Source organism: Lelliottia nimipressuralis (genome assembly GCF_004402045.1).
Lineage (GTDB): Bacteria > Pseudomonadota > Gammaproteobacteria > Enterobacterales > Enterobacteriaceae > Enterobacter > Enterobacter chinensis.
The window spans coordinates 1,240,027-1,256,082 of record NZ_SOMG01000030.1; the positions used below are offsets into that span (position 1 = coordinate 1,240,027).

The 16,056-nt window shown below is 51.8% G+C and carries 17 protein-coding genes and 1 pseudogene; 6 read left to right on the top strand and 12 right to left on the bottom strand.

Annotation, left to right across the window (positions count from 1 at the left end; all coding sequences use genetic code 11):
- Positions 1-2: 2 nt before the first annotated feature.
- The 3 genes from pgsA to uvrY are packed head-to-tail and all read right to left on the bottom strand — an operon-like array spanning position 3 to position 3,093.
- Positions 3-551 carry a CDP-diacylglycerol--glycerol-3-phosphate 3-phosphatidyltransferase gene (pgsA, locus tag E3U32_RS23535; protein WP_041909393.1) on the bottom strand — a complete coding sequence of 183 codons (549 nt, stop codon included), beginning with the start codon at positions 549-551 and terminating at the stop codon, positions 3-5.
- A 56-nt stretch (positions 552-607) separates the two neighbouring features.
- Positions 608-2,440 carry an excinuclease ABC subunit UvrC gene (uvrC, locus tag E3U32_RS23540; RefSeq protein ID WP_134350722.1) on the bottom strand — a complete coding sequence of 611 codons (1,833 nt, stop codon included), beginning with the start codon at positions 2,438-2,440 and terminating at the stop codon, positions 608-610.
- Entirely contained in the window at positions 2,437-3,093 is a 657-nt protein-coding gene (gene uvrY / locus E3U32_RS23545; protein WP_013096026.1) for a UvrY/SirA/GacA family response regulator transcription factor, read from the bottom strand. Before uvrY ends, uvrC begins: the two co-directional genes overlap by 4 nt.
- 372 nt (positions 3,094-3,465) lie before the next feature.
- Here uvrY and E3U32_RS23995 point away from each other — a divergent pair.
- Positions 3,466-3,534 (top strand): annotated as a pseudogene (locus tag E3U32_RS23995) (hypothetical protein); the annotation flags it as partial.
- 25 nt (positions 3,535-3,559) lie between these two features.
- Positions 3,560-3,784: a DUF2594 family protein gene (locus E3U32_RS23550; RefSeq protein WP_008500345.1), complete on the top strand. Its 225-nt coding sequence runs from the start codon at positions 3,560-3,562 to the stop codon at positions 3,782-3,784.
- Positions 3,785-3,850: 66 nt separating this feature from the next.
- On the opposite strand, the gene sdiA is transcribed toward E3U32_RS23550, so the two are convergent.
- The 9 genes from sdiA to E3U32_RS23595 all read right to left on the bottom strand — a co-directional run bounded on the left by sdiA (position 3,851) and on the right by E3U32_RS23595 (position 11,761).
- Positions 3,851-4,573, bottom strand: coding sequence for a transcriptional regulator SdiA (gene sdiA / locus E3U32_RS23555; RefSeq protein WP_134350724.1), 723 nt, complete (start codon positions 4,571-4,573; stop codon positions 3,851-3,853).
- Positions 4,574-4,794: 221 nt separating this feature from the next.
- On the bottom strand, positions 4,795-5,547 hold the full coding sequence (gene tcyN, locus E3U32_RS23560; RefSeq protein ID WP_134350726.1) for an L-cystine ABC transporter ATP-binding protein TcyN: 753 nt from the start codon (positions 5,545-5,547) through the stop codon (positions 4,795-4,797).
- Positions 5,544-6,212 (bottom strand): cystine ABC transporter permease, encoded by a 669-nt coding sequence (gene tcyL, locus E3U32_RS23565; RefSeq protein ID WP_028013677.1) that lies wholly within the window; start codon positions 6,210-6,212, stop codon positions 5,544-5,546. The genes tcyN and tcyL overlap by 4 nt, the downstream gene beginning before the upstream one ends.
- A gap of 21 nt (positions 6,213-6,233) precedes the next feature.
- Positions 6,234-7,220: a D-cysteine desulfhydrase gene (gene dcyD / locus E3U32_RS23570; protein ID WP_134350728.1), complete on the bottom strand. Its 987-nt coding sequence runs from the start codon at positions 7,218-7,220 to the stop codon at positions 6,234-6,236.
- A 106-nt stretch (positions 7,221-7,326) separates the two neighbouring features.
- Positions 7,327-8,127, bottom strand: a complete 801-nt coding sequence (gene tcyJ, locus E3U32_RS23575) for a cystine ABC transporter substrate-binding protein (RefSeq protein WP_047652374.1) — start codon at positions 8,125-8,127, stop codon at positions 7,327-7,329.
- 86 nt (positions 8,128-8,213) lie between these two features.
- Entirely contained in the window at positions 8,214-8,765 is a 552-nt protein-coding gene (gene fliZ / locus E3U32_RS23580) for a flagella biosynthesis regulatory protein FliZ (protein ID WP_134350730.1), read from the bottom strand.
- Positions 8,766-8,819: 54 nt separating this feature from the next.
- Entirely contained in the window at positions 8,820-9,539 is a 720-nt protein-coding gene (locus E3U32_RS23585; RefSeq protein WP_059310219.1) for an RNA polymerase sigma factor FliA, read from the bottom strand.
- 129 nt (positions 9,540-9,668) lie between these two features.
- Positions 9,669-10,874 carry a flagellin lysine-N-methylase gene (gene fliB, locus E3U32_RS23590; RefSeq protein WP_134350732.1) on the bottom strand — a complete coding sequence of 402 codons (1,206 nt, stop codon included), beginning with the start codon at positions 10,872-10,874 and terminating at the stop codon, positions 9,669-9,671.
- Positions 10,875-10,936: 62 nt separating this feature from the next.
- Positions 10,937-11,761 carry a flagellin gene (locus tag E3U32_RS23595; RefSeq protein WP_134350734.1) on the bottom strand — a complete coding sequence of 275 codons (825 nt, stop codon included), beginning with the start codon at positions 11,759-11,761 and terminating at the stop codon, positions 10,937-10,939.
- A gap of 401 nt (positions 11,762-12,162) precedes the next feature.
- On the opposite strand from E3U32_RS23595, the gene fliD reads away from it, so the two are divergent.
- Genes fliD through amyA form a run of 4 tightly spaced genes read left to right on the top strand, consistent with a single transcriptional unit; the run spans position 12,163 to position 15,933 of the window.
- Entirely contained in the window at positions 12,163-13,587 is a 1,425-nt protein-coding gene (fliD, locus tag E3U32_RS23600) for a flagellar filament capping protein FliD (protein WP_134350736.1), read from the top strand.
- 21 nt (positions 13,588-13,608) lie between these two features.
- The gene (fliS, locus tag E3U32_RS23605; protein ID WP_023312296.1) at positions 13,609-14,013 is read left to right on the top strand and encodes a flagellar export chaperone FliS; all 405 of its coding nucleotides are present in this window, start codon (positions 13,609-13,611) and stop codon (positions 14,011-14,013) included.
- Between the two features lie 5 nt (positions 14,014-14,018).
- Positions 14,019-14,393, top strand: coding sequence for a flagella biosynthesis regulatory protein FliT (gene fliT, locus E3U32_RS23610; protein WP_134350738.1), 375 nt, complete (start codon positions 14,019-14,021; stop codon positions 14,391-14,393).
- A gap of 52 nt (positions 14,394-14,445) precedes the next feature.
- Positions 14,446-15,933 carry an alpha-amylase gene (gene amyA, locus E3U32_RS23615; RefSeq protein WP_134350800.1) on the top strand — a complete coding sequence of 496 codons (1,488 nt, stop codon included), beginning with the start codon at positions 14,446-14,448 and terminating at the stop codon, positions 15,931-15,933.
- Positions 15,934-16,056: the final 123 nt, after the last annotated feature.

The following is a 16,056-nucleotide window of genomic DNA, read 5'->3' on the forward strand; positions in this document are numbered from 1 at the left end:
GATCACTGATCAAGCAAATCCCCGCGCGCGGCGTTCAGATATTGCAGCATTGACCATAACGTCAGCACTGCCGCCACCCACAGCAGACCAATTCCCGCCCATTCAACCCAGGCGTTTGGACGCCAGAGCATCCAGACCAGCGACGCCATCTGCGCGGTCGTTTTCACTTTACCAATCCAGGAGACCGCCACGCTGCTGCGCTTACCCAGTTCAGCCATCCACTCACGCAGCGCGGAGATGATGATCTCACGGCCAATCATGGTTGCCGCCGGCAGCGTTACCCACCAGGTATGATAGTGCTCGGCCACCAGCACCATCGCGATAGCAACCATTACTTTATCTGCCACCGGATCGAGGAAGGCACCGAAACGGGTGCTTTGATTCCAGCGGCGAGCCAGATAGCCATCAAACCAGTCGGTGACCGCCGCGATCAGAAAGATCAATGCGCAGGCAAAAGGTGCCCAGACGACCGGCAGATAAAACGCCAGTACAAAGAACGGGATGAGTACAACACGAAAAAGAGTGAGCAACGTAGGGATATTATATTGCATAGTGACGGTAACTATTTGTTGTCAGTAAAATTTAGCTCTATGTTGCTACAGAGCCCTCAATGTTTCAACGAGTAGTAGATCTTTTCTGCCAGCCCTTGCGAAATACCCGGCACTTTTGCAATTTCCTCCATGCTGGCGTTGAGTAATCCTTGCAATCCGCCCATATATTTCAGCAGCATCTGGCGACGTTTTGGCCCCACGCCTTCAATTGTTTCCAGGGTACTGGTATTTTTCACCTTCGCCCGTTTTTTACGGTGACCGCTGATGGCATGGTCGTGTGACTCATCGCGAATATGCTGGATGACATGCAGCGCCGGGGAATCCGGCGGCAGGCTGAAGCCCTCACCTTCTGGCTCGAAGAACAATGTCTCCAGACCGGCTTTACGATCGGCCCCTTTTGCGACACCCAGCAGCAGCGGATGGTTTTTATCCCAACTGACGTCAAGCGATTCAAATACCGCTTTCGCCTGGCCGAGCTGCCCTTTCCCACCGTCAATCAGGATCACATCTGGGATCTTGCTCTCTTCAATGGCTTTACCATAGCGACGACGCAGCACCTGATTCATCGCCGCATAGTCATCGCCCGGCGTGATGCCGGTGATGTTATAGCGACGGTACTCGGCGCGCAGTGGGCCATTGGCATCAAACACCACGCAGGAAGCCACCGTCTGTTCACCCATCGTATGGCTGATGTCGAAACACTCCATACGCTTCACTTCCGGCAGCTTCAGCAGCGCCGCCAGGGCCGTTAAGCGCTGATGCACCGTCGAGTGCTGAGACAGTTTCGTCGTGAGCGCCGTCGCCGCGTTGGTCCGCGCCAGCTTCAGATAACGCGCCCTGTCGCCGCGCGGTTTGGTTTGCACATTGACCCGACGACCGGCAAGTTCCGAAAGCGAATCAGCCAGCAGAGTTTTATCGTCGAGACTGAAATCAAGCAGGATCTCAGAAGGCAGCGTGCGCATCTGGCTCCCCTGCAGATAGAACTGGCCGACAAACGTTTCCACCACTTCACCCAGTTCAGTGCCGCCAGGCACTTTCGGGAAATAACTGCGGCTGCCGAGCACTTTGCCCTGGCGAATAAAGAGAACGTGCACGCAGGCCATCCCGGCGTCAAAGGCCACGCCGATGACGTCGAGATCGTCACCGGTATTTGAGACAAACTGTTTCTCAGTGACTCTGCGCACCGCCTGGATTTGGTCGCGGATGCGCGCGGCCTCTTCGAATTCAAGGGCGGCGCTGGCTTTTTCCATCCGTTCGATCAGTTGGGTTAACACCTGATCGTCTTTTCCGGCTAAAAACAGGCGCACATACTCAACCTGCTGCGCATACTCTTCTTCACTCACCAGCCCGGCAACGCAAGGCCCCAGGCAACGCCCAATCTGGTACTGCAGGCACGGGCGCGAGCGGTTACGGTAGACACTGTTTTCACACTGGCGGATCGGGAAGATTTTTTGCAGCAGCGCCAGCGTTTCGCGCACGGCATAGCCGTTAGGAAACGGCCCAAAATATTCACCCTTCGCGTGTTTTGCTCCGCGGTGCATGGCGAGGCGCGGATGGGTGTCGCCGCTCAGAAAGATAAACGGGTAGGATTTATCATCGCGCAACAGCACGTTATAGCGCGGCTGGTAGAGCTTAATATAGTTGTGCTCAAGCAGCAGCGCTTCTGTCTCGGTGTGCGTGACGGTAACATCAATATTCTGAATAAGTGAGACCAGCGCTTCGGTCTTACGGGAGGCAAGGTTGCTGCGAAAATAGCTGGAGAGGCGTTTTTTAAGATCTTTTGCCTTCCCCACATAGATAACCGTACCGCCAGCGTCATACATGCGATAGACGCCAGGCTGGCTGGTTACGGTTTTCAGAAATGCTTTTGAATCGAACACATCACTCACTGACTTAACAACGTCTCCGCATTACACAAACCATGTCGGATGGCCAGATGCGTCAGTTCGACATCACCATGAATGTTCAGTTTACTGAACATGCGATAACGATAGCTGTTCACCGTTTTCGGGCTGAGATTCAGCTGTTCCGAGATCTCATTCACCTTCTGACCTTTGGTGATCATCAGCATAATCTGCAATTCACGCTCGGACAAACTGGCAAACGGTGATTCGGTTTTCTCGGGCTCGATCTGGCTCAGCGCCATCTGCTGAGCAATGTCGGAAGCGATATAGCGCTGTCCGGCAAACACGGAACGGATAGCATTGACGACTTCCTGCGGCGCAGCACCTTTACTCAGGTAACCCGCGGCACCCGCCTGCATCACTTTCGCAGGCAGTGGGTTTTCGGTATGCACCGTCAGCATGATGACTTTCGTATCAACAAAGGTACGCGCGATTTTGCGCGTTGCTTCAAGACCGCCGATACCGGGCATGTTCATATCCATCAGTACCACGTCGGCCGAGTTTGTGCGGCACCATTTTACAGCATCTTCGCCACAGCACGCCTCACCGGCAACTTTAATACCTTTAATATCTTCAAGAATGCGTCGTATCCCTGCGCGCACCAGTTCGTGGTCATCAACAAGAAGGACGTTGATCAAAGGAAATGTCTCCAGAATAGGGATAACGCTACTGAGTGATAATTTGGTTTATATTAACGGTTTTCCTCACAAGATTAAAACGTTAAAAACCCTGCTATTCGATTTCGCTCTCGTTTTTGGAAATTAGGCTGTACAGTCCCTGGAAAGAGAGCCCGTGCATTCAGTGCTATTGCGGCTTTTTTTAAGCATCTGTATTCAAAAAGTTACAAAAAGCCTGCAAGCTTTACCTGCAAAAAAACAGCTCTCAAATTTTTGTAACAATAATTAACGGCAAGCGAACCGGACTTAAACAATTAATAGCCATTAACAGCGGTGCAGTTTACCGGTTCGTTCTGTTTACGCAATTAAACATCCGCGTAAAAGTACGAAAAACAACCGCTGCATTTTTTGCAGCAGCTTGTGGTATACTCCGCCGCCTTGACTTTCGTCGTCGCGTTTTAGCGCCGTTAAATAATGAGGAAAATAAATGAGCACACCTGAATTTGCCACTGCGGAGAATAACCAGGAACTGGCACAGGAAGTAAACTGCCTGAAAGCGCTGCTAACGCTGATGCTGCAGGCGATGGGCCAGGCTGACGCCGGTCGTGTGATCATTAAAATGGAAAAACAAATCGCGGAGATGGAAGACCAGGCTGAATCAGCGGTATTTGCGAACACCGTTAAGCAAATCAAACAAGCCTACCGCCAGTAACAAAAAACGGCTGAATGCAGGGCATTCAGCCGTTCGCTCGTCTGTCACGCAGAACGTATTATCTACTCAGATCAGCCCCGTTGCCGCCGCGTAGCACGCGATCTGCGTCTTGTTTGGCGCGTTGAATTTCTTCTGCATATTTTTCTGATGGAAGTTAACGGTATTCTCTGAGATGGAGAGAATGATCGCTATTTCCGCTGACGTCTTCCCTTCCGCAGTCCATTTCAGAATTTCACGCTCGCGTTTGCTGAATTTCATTTCTGGCGGCATGACCATCTCATCTTCAAAACGCATCAGAGAGGTTAAGGCCATTTGCACCAGCATTTGCAACCGCAATTCTATTTCTTCACTGGCAAACGGTCCTTCCACTACACTAGTACGAGAAACCGACAGGAAGCCAAGCGCATGATTAGGCAGCATCAGACACTGGGTAATTCCCGTGCGTAAACCATGCTCCTGAGCGCTGTGCCATAATTCCTGTGCATCAGCGAATAATGCATCCGTCCAGGGTAAATGACCCTGAATGAAATTCTCCGGTTTTAGAACCGGATCAATAGCAAAATAGTTCGCGGATTGATATTGCGCCATCCACTGCTTTGGGTAAGTGGTGTGCACAGAGATCTTAGGCCGCGTAAATGGCACGGGATGCCGCACGCAGAGTGCGTAATAATCAAATTCAAGCGCCTGCGTTTGTCTCTGTAGTTCCTGATATACCTCGTCGGCACAGGTCAATTCCTGAAACCGGAGGGAGCAATCCCGTCGCCAGGTGAAAAAGTCTGAATCCTTCATACTTACTAAATGAAGCCTCTGAAAAGATAATCATTATTATGGTGAATATAACCTAACACATAAAACTTATTTCTAACTACAAAATATCGGCAATAGCACAATTAACTTTACTATTGATAAGGTTTATCCAAGCCGGGTGGAATAAAAAAACACAGGACAGCGCGAAGAGGGAGAATAATTTGCTCCAGGGTAAATTTCTGGAGCAAATTAGTGCAAAAATGCTACTGCATGAGGAATTTTTCAAGGAACTGACGGGTTCGCGGCTGTTGAGGGTCAGCGAATAAGCGTTTCGCCGGCCCCTGTTCCACGATCCGTCCCTGGTCCATAAAGATGGCCCTGTCAGCTACATCGCGTGCAAAGCTCATTTCATGGGTCACGATCACCATCGTCCGCTTTTCCTGTGCCAGCTGGCGAATAGTGTTCAGCACCTCACCCACCAGTTCCGGATCGAGCGCAGAGGTGGGTTCATCAAAGAGGATCACATCCGGGCGCATCGCCAGCGCGCGCGCTATCGCCACGCGCTGCTGTTGCCCCCCCGACAGGCGGCGCGGATAGCTGGTCTCTTTACCCGCCAGCCCAACTTTAGCGAGCAGTTCGCGCGCGCGCGCCGTCGCGTCCTCTTTCGATTCACCTTTTACGATGACCGGCCCTTCAATAATATTCTCCAGCACCGTACGGTGTGGGAAAAGATTGAAGTTCTGAAAAACGAAGCCAACATGCTGACGCAGGCGGCGGATCAATCCTTTCTGCTGGCTGATGGATTTCGCGGTATCAATCGTTATCTCCCCGACCCGAATGGTGCCGCCCTCCGGCTGTTCAAGCAGGTTAATGCTGCGCAGAAGCGTTGTCTTTCCCGACCCGCTCGGTCCGATAATCGCTACCACTTCGCCCTGCTCAACTTCAAGATCGATCCCGTGGAGCACCGTTTGACCGTGGAATTTTTTCACCAGGTTTTTGACATCGATAGCACTCATTTTGGATCACGCTCCTGGCGGTTAAGCTGGTTTTCGAAGTAGTTTTGCAGGGCAGACAACACCGTCGCCATCACCCAGTAAATCAGCGAGGCGGCCAGATACATGGTGAAGACTTCAAGCGTGCGGGAGGTAATCAGCTGCGCCTGACGGAATAGCTCCGGTACCTGAATCGTTGCCGCCAGGGAGGTATCTTTCACCAGGCTAATGAAGCTGTTGCTGAGCGGCGGAAGCGCTACTCGGGCCGCCTGCGGCAGGATAGCGCGGCGCAGCGTCTGCCAGGGGGTCATACCGATACTGGCCGCCGCTTCCCACTGCCCTTTATCGATAGACGAAATCGCCGCACGCAGAGTTTCTGACGTGTACGCCGCAGTATTGAGCGACAGACCAATCATCGCTGCAGGGATCGGATCCAGCTCAATACCAAACTGTGGCAGGCCGTAGTAGATCATAAAGAGCTGGGCGATGAGCGGCGTACCGCGAAACACGGAGATATAAAAACGCGCCAGCCAGCGTACCGGCAGAATGGGTGACATGCGCATTAAGGCCAGCACAAAGCCCAGCACCAGCCCGAAGAACATCCCGCCAATACTGAGCTGTAATGTAAATACCGCACCTTTCAGCAGAAACGGCAGCGAATCAATAACCAGTTGAATACTTTCTTGCATTATTATTTTTCGACCTGATTTTTAGACATGAGGATGGTAGGCAAACAGCGCAGGCGCCCCGCCGGTATGGACAAATAAAATCGGCCCTTCATCCTTAAAGCGTTTCTGCGCAATGCCATCAATCAGTCCGGCCATCGCTTTACCCGTATAGACCGGGTCGAGCAATATGCCCTCGAGGCGCGCCAGCAGCTTAACCGCTTCCATTCCCTCTTCGTTAGGCGTGCCGTAACCCGGTGCAAAATAGTCATCCCACAGCAGAATATCGGCCTTTGCCTTCAGCTCCAGCTGCTCTGCTACCGCCTGCTGTAAGGTCACCACTTTTGGCTTCTGGTCCGCGATGCTGCGGGATACCGTCACGCCAATCAGCTCGACATCCGGCAGCAGTTGCTCCAGCCCCACAGCCAGCCCGGCATGCGTACCTGCACTGCCAGACGCGACCACCACGGAGGAGAGGCTTACCGCACCTTCGCACTGCTGTGCGATTTCCAGCGCGCTTTCCACATACCCCAGCGCGCCCAGCGCATTCGAACCGCCAACGGGGATAACGTAGGGACGAAAACCCTGCGCTTCCAGACGCGTCGCCAGCTCATCGAGCTGGGCGGTCGGGTCGGTCAACGCGTCGACCATCTCAACCTGCACGTTAAACAGGTCCAGCAGCAGGCGGTTCCCGTTGGTCAGATAGTTTTCTGCCCGCGTGCCGATCGGGTTTTCCAGCAACGCTACGCAATGGAGCCCAAGTTTTGCCGCCACTGCCGCCGTCTGACGAACGTGGTTGGACTGAATGGCCCCGGCAGTAATGAGCGTATCCGCGCCTTCGCGCAGGGCATCCGCCGCCAGAAACTCCAGCTTGCGCAGCTTGTTGCCCCCCATCGCCATCGGCGTCACGTCATCACGCTTAATAAAAATGTCGCGGCCTAAATAATCAGAAAATCGCGGCAGGTACTCCAGCGGCGTTGGCGCGCCGATAAACTCCAGACGAGGAAAGCGCGTTAAATTCTGTAGTGACATGGGTTCTCCGGTAACTCACTCTTATTTGATATTTTCATTATGCACGCAGACGCGCCAGAAATAAAAAAGGCGCTTTTAAAAGCGCCTTTTTTTATCAGTCAGAGACTTATTTGGTCACGTCTGCCCCGAACCACTTCTCGGAGAGCGCTTTCAGGCTACCGTCTTTTTGCATGTCAGCAATGGCGGAATCAATCGCTTTTACCAGGTCTTCGTTGCCTTTACGAACGGCCACGCCGGATTCCTGACGAGAGAACGCATCACCCGCTACCGCCAGGGTGTTGTTGGTTTTCTTCACCAGATCCAGTGCTGCCAGGCGGTCAACCAGAATGGCGTCGATACGGCCCACGCGCAGATCCTGGTATTTCGTCGGGTCATCATCATAGGTACGGATATCCACGCCCTGAACGTTCTGGCGCAGCCACTCTTCGTAGTTGGTTCCCAGACCCACACCGACTTTCTTACCTTTCAGGTCCGCAGCCGTTTTGATGGAGCCTTCGTTGCCTTTTTTCACCAGCGCCTGAATACCGGATACGGTGTACGGGGTGGAGAAATCATATTTCTTCTTACGTTCGTCAGAGATGGTCACCTGGTTAATGACCACATCAATACGTTTGGAATCCAGCGACGCCAGCATACCGTCCCATTTGGTCGGTTTCAGGGACGCTTTAACGCCGAGGTGCTTCGCCAGCTCTTCAGCAAATTCCACTTCAAAACCGGTCAGCTTACCGTCATCACCCTGGAAGCTGAACGGAGGATAAGTCCCTTCCAGCCCAACCAGCAGCGTACCGCGCTCTTTTACTTTATTCAGCAGGTTTTCTGCAGCGAACGTTTTCACGCTCATACCCGCAACCAGCGCAACGGCCATAACACCCATCAGCGCCTGACGACCCAGAAGTGCAAATTTCATAAATACCCCGATATAGTGGAATTTTTACGTAGTGTAGAGAAATCGCCTGCAACGTCAAAGGCGACTGCGCTACATCTTATTCTTTTTTAATATATATCAGAAGTTGTTCCGGCGTGGGCTTTCTGCTTCATGGCACCCGGCATTTGTACCTTGTATTGCGCATACTTACGCAGGGCAATACGGTAGTTGTTGGTGCTGGTCGCAGGCAGCCACGGCTCCAGATTCTCATCCAGATAACCGCTCTTGAGCAGATCGCGGGAAATATTGTTCACGGTCAGATGCTGTCCGAGGCGACGCAGGCGAACCACATATTCGCGAACGGTTCCGTGGCTCATCTCCGTTTGTTCAAACAGGAATTGTTTGAAGCCAATAATATCGAAGAAGTCGCTTTGCTCTTTGCAGTGGAGATCGCCACAGAAACGGCAAAGCGCCACCCACTCTTTTTGTTCTTCGAGCCATGCTGCTTCGTCCATCAATGTGTCGAGGCGCGAAATCGCAATTTTATTGACGATTTCGCCACGGCGAACCAGCGTGATACGATCGAGTAACTTGTTACAGTGGGCGCAATGCGTCTGGCTGTGTTTAAAGTCTTTCAGGTAGCGGCTTAAAGGCCGTCTTTTAGATTGCTGCACCGTCATGATAACTCCTGGTTGTCAATACGTTGTGCGGCATTTTTCAGGTGAATCAATCACCTATAACTTACCCAGCTTGGTTCGTAAGCGTTTAATGGCCTGGCTGTGCAGCTGGCTCACCCGCGACTCTCCCACCTCCAGAACAGCGCCAATCTCTTTGAGGTTAAGCTCTTCCTGGTAATAAAGGGTCAACACCAGCTGTTCGCGTTCAGGCAGAGCTTCAATAGCCTCCATAACGCGATGGCGTAAATTCCCTTCCATTAAATGGTGTAACGGGTTTTCCTGCTGGTGCTCATCCGTCACCAGCTCGATGCTATCGCCATGCTCTTCGCGCCACTCGTCATAAGAGAAGAGTTGGCTATTATTGGTATCGAGCAACATCTGACGATACTCTTCAACAGCAATGCCAAGACGTTCCGCCACTTCGGTTTCCGTTGCGTTACGTCCCAGTTCCTGTTCCAGCTGCCCCATCGCATGCGCCACTTCGCGCGCGTTACGGCGAACACTGCGCGGCACCCAGTCGCGGCTGCGCAGCTCGTCCAGCATCGCACCACGAATACGCTGAACTGCGTAAGTCGTAAATGCCGTTCCTTGCAGAGCGTCGTATCGGTCAACTGCATTCAATAACCCGATACCGCCCGCCTGTAGCAGATCGTCGAGTTCCACGCTCGCCGGCAAGCGCACCTGGAGGCGCAATGCTTCGTGACGCACCAGCGGGACATAACGCTGCCACAGCGAGTGTTTATCCATTACACCTTCAGCGGTATAGAGTGAATTCACGATAAACAGCCCTGCGTTAGTTGAGTTATCGGCATGATTATCCGATTCTGCAGGGCGTTCAATTGGATGAAAAAGGGGGATAAAGTGAGGTTATTCTGAGGTTGCCCACAACAGGGGCAACTTTTCTGCCTAAATTAACAGTTGTAACAATGAAAGATCGTCGCCGAGTTTTACGCTATCTATATGTTGATGAAAGAGCTTTCCCGCTTCCTGATTATGCTGGCTCAGGGAGTGGAAGCTGTAAATAACATCAATGATATTATCTTGCTCAATTTTTCCCGCCACGAGTGCCTGACCGGCAAGTAACGTTTTCAGGAAATAGAACTCCGCAACGATTAAATAAAGATTATTCAACATGCTGCGGCCATTGCTTTGTGGGAAGGCCTGCTGCCAGAGCTTGTATTTAAAAAAGTTTTTAAACAGATGATCGTTTTCCGCCAGGTAACTGCCCGCCACATCGCACCAGACGGACTCGATGTTTTCCATCACCTTTTCTGCCGAAACGGTGTCATCGACAGATTCAAACTGTTTATAGACCTGGTCAAAATAACGGTTCAGTACGGCACCACCGCGGGAAGTCGTTTTCTTCGTAAAGTAACTTTGAATAAGCGAGACTAACGCGAATTTCAGGCTGTAGTTCTGGTTAAAGCCGCCTAACTCCGTCTTGATTTTACCGCTCACCAGCTCGTTCACCAGCGAGAAATAAACCGTTTCGAGCGTGCCGATATTCTCTTCGAGATTATCGAGCTTTTCAGCCACCATGAGGAATTTCACCACGGCGTAAACCTGTTCTTCAACGCAGACCGCCTCAACGCTGAAAATATTCTGGCAGAAGAGATTGATGACCTTGGCCTTCAAATCAATCATCGGCGCATTATTGACGTCCTGCTGAACGCTGATGGATTCCATCAGCGCCATCGACTCCCGATCGTTCAACAGAAGCCGGGTGACTTCCGGACACGAGAGATTCAGCGATTTTTCGATTTCATTTTTATAGACCCGGCTTGTGCGCGGGAACGACGAACAGGTTGGGCTTAATGCCTGGGCGCCCATGGCGCTATGAATGGAACAGAGTTTTTCTGTATCCATAAACGGGCAGTTTTTACTTTCCGTATGGAAAATGACTTCACCCCAATGGCCAAACTGTTTTTTGGTGACTTTTATCGCCGTTTTCGCCGTATGACGAATGACGGCATTTTTACTGTTCAGATAGCGATTAACAGAGGATTTATCAAACGCGATGGTCCAGCCCTGACAACAATGTTCACGGCATTCCCCACCGACACATGAAAAATCTGCGACCAGCTTTGGTTGAGTGACACTGATTTGTTTCACAGGCGGATTCTCAAATAGCAGAGATAAAAAAACCCCGCCGAAGCGGGGTTTCACGCGTAAAATTAACGCAGCAGAGACAGAACGGTCTGTGGAACCTGGTTTGCCTGAGACAGAACAGAAGTACCAGCCTGCTGCAGGATCTGCGCGCGGGACATGTTGGAAACTTCAGTTGCGTAGTCAGCGTCCTGGATACGGGACTGAGCAGCAGACAGGTTGTTAGAGGTGTTGTTCAGGTTGTTGATTGCAGAAGTGAAACGGTTCTGCACAGCACCCAGACCAGAACGTGCTTTATCAACGGTAGCGATAGCAGCATCGATGGTTGCCAAGTCTGTAGCTTTTACAGCTTTCAGATCCAGAGTGTCAACTTTCAGGGTAGCAGTATCAGCTTTAGCACCGCTCAGGTCCAGGTTGATGGTGTCGCCATCGTTCACGCCAACCTGAATCTTAACCACGCCAGCAGTACCAGCAGAACCGTCCAGCAGTTTGATGCCGTTGAAGTCAGTTTTGCCCGCAACGCGGTCGATTTCAGCCAGACGAGCGGTAACTTCATCCTGCAGAGAAGCCAGGTCAGATGCGCTGTTGGTGCCGTTGCTTGCCTGAACAGCCAGCTCACGAACGCGCTGCAAGTTGTTGTTGATTTCGTTCAGTGAACCTTCAGCGGTCTGCGCCATGGAGATACCGTCGTTGGCGTTACGTGCTGCCTGAGTCATGCCTTTGATCTGGGAGGTCATGCGGTTTGCAATCGCCTGGCCAGCAGCATCGTCTTTCGCGCTGTTAATACGCAGACCTGAAGACAGACGCTCAATAGCAGTGCCCAGAGAAGACTGAGATTTGTTCAGGTTGTTCTGAGTGGTCAGGGACAACAGGTTAGTATTGATAACTGCCATAATTTTGTTTCCTTCAAAAATTGGGTTTTAGGTCCGGTGCCTAACACTCACAGCGTCTCTCACCGTCAACAAGGTTATCGACGGGTCCCCAAAAGACTTTAGAATCAATTTTGAAAAAATTATAACTTAATGATTTTTAATGTTTTTATTTTTAAAAAATCAATTAAAGTTCACGAGAGGTTTATTATTTACGCTTTTTTAACGCACAAAGAGATGACAAAAAAGGCACACACTTATTCCTGTTTTTAATGCGCCGATAATGATCCTAAAGTGCAATCCTTTCATTTACCCCGCCAGGACGTGTCTATTCTTTGGATTATTTTTTTCTCACCATCGTAAACTTTTACGTTGAGAGGCCGATAAGAGTCCTGAACTACTTTCGTATTTTAAGGAAAATATGCATGGCTACTATCAGTAACCTCGGGATAGGTTCTGCAGGACTCGGGGATTTATATAATCAGTTGGAAGCAGCAGAGAAAACCAAGCTGACGACGATTACTTCCCAGCAATCAACGTATAACGCACAGTTAAGCGCTTACGGCAAGCTGCAGAGCGCCATGACATCGCTGCAGACTGCAACCGCTGCACTGGGTAAAGCTACCACCTGGAACTCAACGTCCGTTAGCAGCACTAACACGGCCTTTACTGCCACAACAACGGCTGACGCGTCCGTGGGTTCCTTTGTTGTCAACGTCAACCAGGTTGCAAAAGCACAGGCGCTCACCACGGGATCCTATGCAAACAACACGGATCTGCTGGGCGATACGACAGGTACGACGCGTAAAATCACCATCACCCAGCCGGGTACGAAGACACCTTTAGAGGTGAACCTGGCAGATGGCGATACGTCCCTGGCAGGGATCGCGAGCGCCATTAATAAAGCCAACGGCAACGTCACCGCCAGCGTGATTAAAGCGAAAGACGGCGATTACCGCCTGATGCTGTCATCAAAAACCACCGGTACTGACGGGGCGATGACGGTAAGCGTCACCGGCGACGCCAAGCTTCAAAGCGCCATTGGCTACGATTCAACCGCCAAAACGGGCGCGCTGACGGTGAACACCGACGCTCAGAACGCGATTGTGGTAGTGAACAACATCTCGATCGAGCGCCAGTCGAATACCATTACCGATGCGCTGCCTGGGGTCACCTTCTCGGTGAAGGCCGAGAGCAAAGCGGATGAAACCCTTGAGGTATCACGCGCAACGGATGCAAACCAGAAGGCGATCACGGACTGGGTCACGGCGTACAACTCGCTGCAGTCCACCATTAACAGCCTGACGAAGTATGTTCCGGTCGATGCAGGCGCTGGCGGCCAGTCTACCAGCAACGGCGCGCTGGTCGGTGATGCGAACGTGCGCGGGGTCCAGTCTCAGCTGCGCGGCCTGCTGACCGAAGTGCAGACCGGCTCTGTTCAGATCATGGCACAGCTGGGGATTACCCAGGACCCGGTGAAAGGTGCGGACGGTACCGTTGGCAACCTGAAAGTCGATACCGATAAGCTGAAAAAAGCGCTGACCGACAACCCGAACGCCGTACAGCAGTATTTTGTCGGTGACGGAAAGAAAACCGGCATGGCGACCCAGATGAATAACACGCTGACCACTATGCTCAGCACCAGTACCGGCAGCGCCGGGGTGATCCAGAACGCGAAAGACGGAATCAACAAAACGCTGAAAACGCTGGGTGAACGTTACGATGCCATGGATGCCCAAATTGAAGCCACCATGGCACGTTACAAAACGCAGTTCACCAGCCTGGACGTATTAGTCACCAAAATGACCAGTACGGCCAACTACCTGACCCAACAGTTCTCACAAAAGTAGTCGTAGCCTTCAGGAGTGGATATGTATAAGACCTCTGGTGTTCAATCTTATCAGCAGATAGGAGTTGAAAGCGCAGTCATGAATGCCAGTCCACACCAGCTGATTGTCATGTTGTTCGACGGGGCGCATAGCGCCCTTGTTCGCGCGCGTTTGTTCATGGAAGCCGGACAAATTCGTGAGAAAGGCGAAGCGTTATCCAAAGCCATTAACATCATCGACAACGGTTTAAAAGCAGGACTGAACATGGAGGTTGAGAGCGAGTTGTCCGGTAATCTTGCCTCCTTGTACGAATATATGGTTCGACGTTTGTTGCTGGCGAATGTCAGTAACGACGTAGACGCAATTGTTGAAGTCGAGGGTTTATTAAACAACATTGCGGATGCGTGGAAGCAAATTGGCCCCAATGCGTCCTCTATTTCAGGATAATTTTGATGAACAATCCCAGCGCAGCGCTTAGCCACTGGCAGGCGTTACATGCTCAGAGCATTGCTATGCTAAATCTCGCTCATTCTGGTCAATGGGATGCGCTTATCGAGCAGGAAATGCATTACGTACAACTGGTGGAAAGGATTTCTCAAACGCCCATCATGTCATGCCCTCCGGCTCAGGTTGAGCAAGCGCGTGCGCTGCTGGAAATGATCCTCGACAATGAGAATGCGCTAAAGGCACTGCTGAAGGTCCGGATGGACGAGCTGCGTAATCTGATTGATCAAACCGGCAAACAGCAATCCATCACGTCTACCTATGGAAAGCTGTCAGGGAATATTCTTTATCCAGAAAGTTTGACCCGCGACACACAATTATGATTTCTTCATCCATACTCCAGAAGTCAGCCACACGGCTTCTGGAGCAAGGATGATGAAAAACCCCACCCTGTTACAATGTTTTCACTGGTATTACCCTGCTGGCGGTGAATTGTGGCGTGAGGTCACGGCGTTAGCCCCCAATCTTAACGAAATCGGCATCAATATGATCTGGCTCCCCCCCGCCTATAAAGGTGCGTCCGGGGGTTATTCGGTTGGATATGATTCTTACGACCTGTTCGATCTCGGCGAGTTTGATCAGAAAGGCAGTATCGCCACCAAATACGGCGACAAAGCGCAGCTGCTGGAAGCTATCGACGCGCTCAAAAGCAACGACATTGCCGTGCTGCTGGATGTGGTAGTGAATCACAAAATGGGGGCAGACGAGAAAGAGTCAGTTCACGTTCAGCGCGTCAACGAGCAGGATCGCACGCAAATCGATGATGATGTCATTGAGTGTGAAGCCTGGACCCGCTACACCTTCCCTGTCCGTGCCGGGCAATACTCGCAGTTTATCTGGGATTACAAATGCTTCAGCGGCGTCGACCATATTGAAAACCCCGATGAAGACGGCATCTTTAAAATCGTCAACGACTACACCGGCGAAGGCTGGAACGATCAGGTTGATGATGAGATGGGTAACTTCGATTATCTGATGGGCGAGAATATCGATTTTCGCAATCACGCCGTGACCGAAGAGATCAAATACTGGGCCCGCTGGGTGATGGAACAGACGCGCTGCGACGGTTTTCGTCTGGACGCTGTTAAGCATATTCCCGCCTGGTTTTACAAAGAGTGGATAGAACACGTTCAGGAAGTCGCCGACCAGCCGCTGTTTATCGTGGCGGAATACTGGTCCCACGAGGTAGATAAACTTCAGGCCTATATTGATCAGGTTGAGGGCAAAACCATGCTGTTTGATGCCCCCCTGCAGATGAAATTCCACGAGGCGTCACGTCAGGGACGGGATTACGACATGAGCCAGATCTTCACCGGTACGCTGGTGGAAGCCGATCCGTTTCATGCGGTCACCCTCGTCGCGAACCACGACACTCAACCTCTGCAGGCGCTGGAAGCACCGGTCGAAGCCTGGTTTAAACCGCTCGCCTACGCGCTGATCCTGCTGCGGGAAAATGGCGTACCCAGCGTCTTTTATCCCGACCTCTTTGGCGCCAGCTATGACGACACGGGAGGCGACGGTGAAACGTACCATATTGATATGCCGGTGATTGAGCAGCTTCACGAGCTGATCCTCGCCCGGCAGCGTTTTGCCCACGGCGTACAGACGCTGTTTTTTGACCATCCTAACTGCATCGCCTTCAGCCGCAGCGGCACCGAGGACGATCCCGGCTGCGTGGTGGTGATGTCGAACGGAGACGACGGCGAGAAGGTGATTTGTCTTGGGGAAAACTACGGCAACAAAACGTGGCGTGATTTTCTCGGCAATCGCGAAGAAACCATCACTACGGCGGCGGATGGCGAAGGGACTTTTACCTGCAAAGGCGGGAGCGTGAGCGTGTGGGTCATTGAGGATGCGTTGTAGTACTGGAAAAGTGCGGCCTGATGCCCTCTCCCCGTCCCTCTCCCACTGTACAGTCCGGGGACATGGTAGACAGGTGTTCGGGGACATGGTGAACACTTTTTAACATCCTTTACCCATGGTGAT

Excerpts from the sequence above, each read along its gene's own strand:
- pgsA (WP_041909393.1), bottom strand. The coding sequence starts at position 551 with ATGCAATATAATATCCCTACGTTGCTCACTCTTTTTCGTGTTGTACTC.
- E3U32_RS23550 (WP_008500345.1), top strand. The coding sequence starts at position 3,560 with ATGAGCACACCTGAATTTGCCACTGCGGAGAATAACCAGGAACTGGCA.
- sdiA (WP_134350724.1), bottom strand. The coding sequence starts at position 4,573 with ATGAAGGATTCAGACTTTTTCACCTGGCGACGGGATTGCTCCCTCCGG.
- tcyN (WP_134350726.1), bottom strand. The coding sequence starts at position 5,547 with ATGAGTGCTATCGATGTCAAAAACCTGGTGAAAAAATTCCACGGTCAA.
- tcyL (WP_028013677.1), bottom strand. The coding sequence starts at position 6,212 with ATGCAAGAAAGTATTCAACTGGTTATTGATTCGCTGCCGTTTCTGCTG.
- dcyD (WP_134350728.1), bottom strand. The coding sequence starts at position 7,220 with ATGTCACTACAGAATTTAACGCGCTTTCCTCGTCTGGAGTTTATCGGC.
- tcyJ (WP_047652374.1), bottom strand. The coding sequence starts at position 8,127 with ATGAAATTTGCACTTCTGGGTCGTCAGGCGCTGATGGGTGTTATGGCC.
- fliZ (WP_134350730.1), bottom strand. The coding sequence starts at position 8,765 with ATGACGGTGCAGCAATCTAAAAGACGGCCTTTAAGCCGCTACCTGAAA.
- E3U32_RS23595 (WP_134350734.1), bottom strand. The coding sequence starts at position 11,761 with ATGGCAGTTATCAATACTAACCTGTTGTCCCTGACCACTCAGAACAAC.
- fliD (WP_134350736.1), top strand. The coding sequence starts at position 12,163 with ATGGCTACTATCAGTAACCTCGGGATAGGTTCTGCAGGACTCGGGGAT.
- fliS (WP_023312296.1), top strand. The coding sequence starts at position 13,609 with ATGTATAAGACCTCTGGTGTTCAATCTTATCAGCAGATAGGAGTTGAA.
- fliT (WP_134350738.1), top strand. The coding sequence starts at position 14,019 with ATGAACAATCCCAGCGCAGCGCTTAGCCACTGGCAGGCGTTACATGCT.
- amyA (WP_134350800.1), top strand. The coding sequence starts at position 14,446 with ATGAAAAACCCCACCCTGTTACAATGTTTTCACTGGTATTACCCTGCT.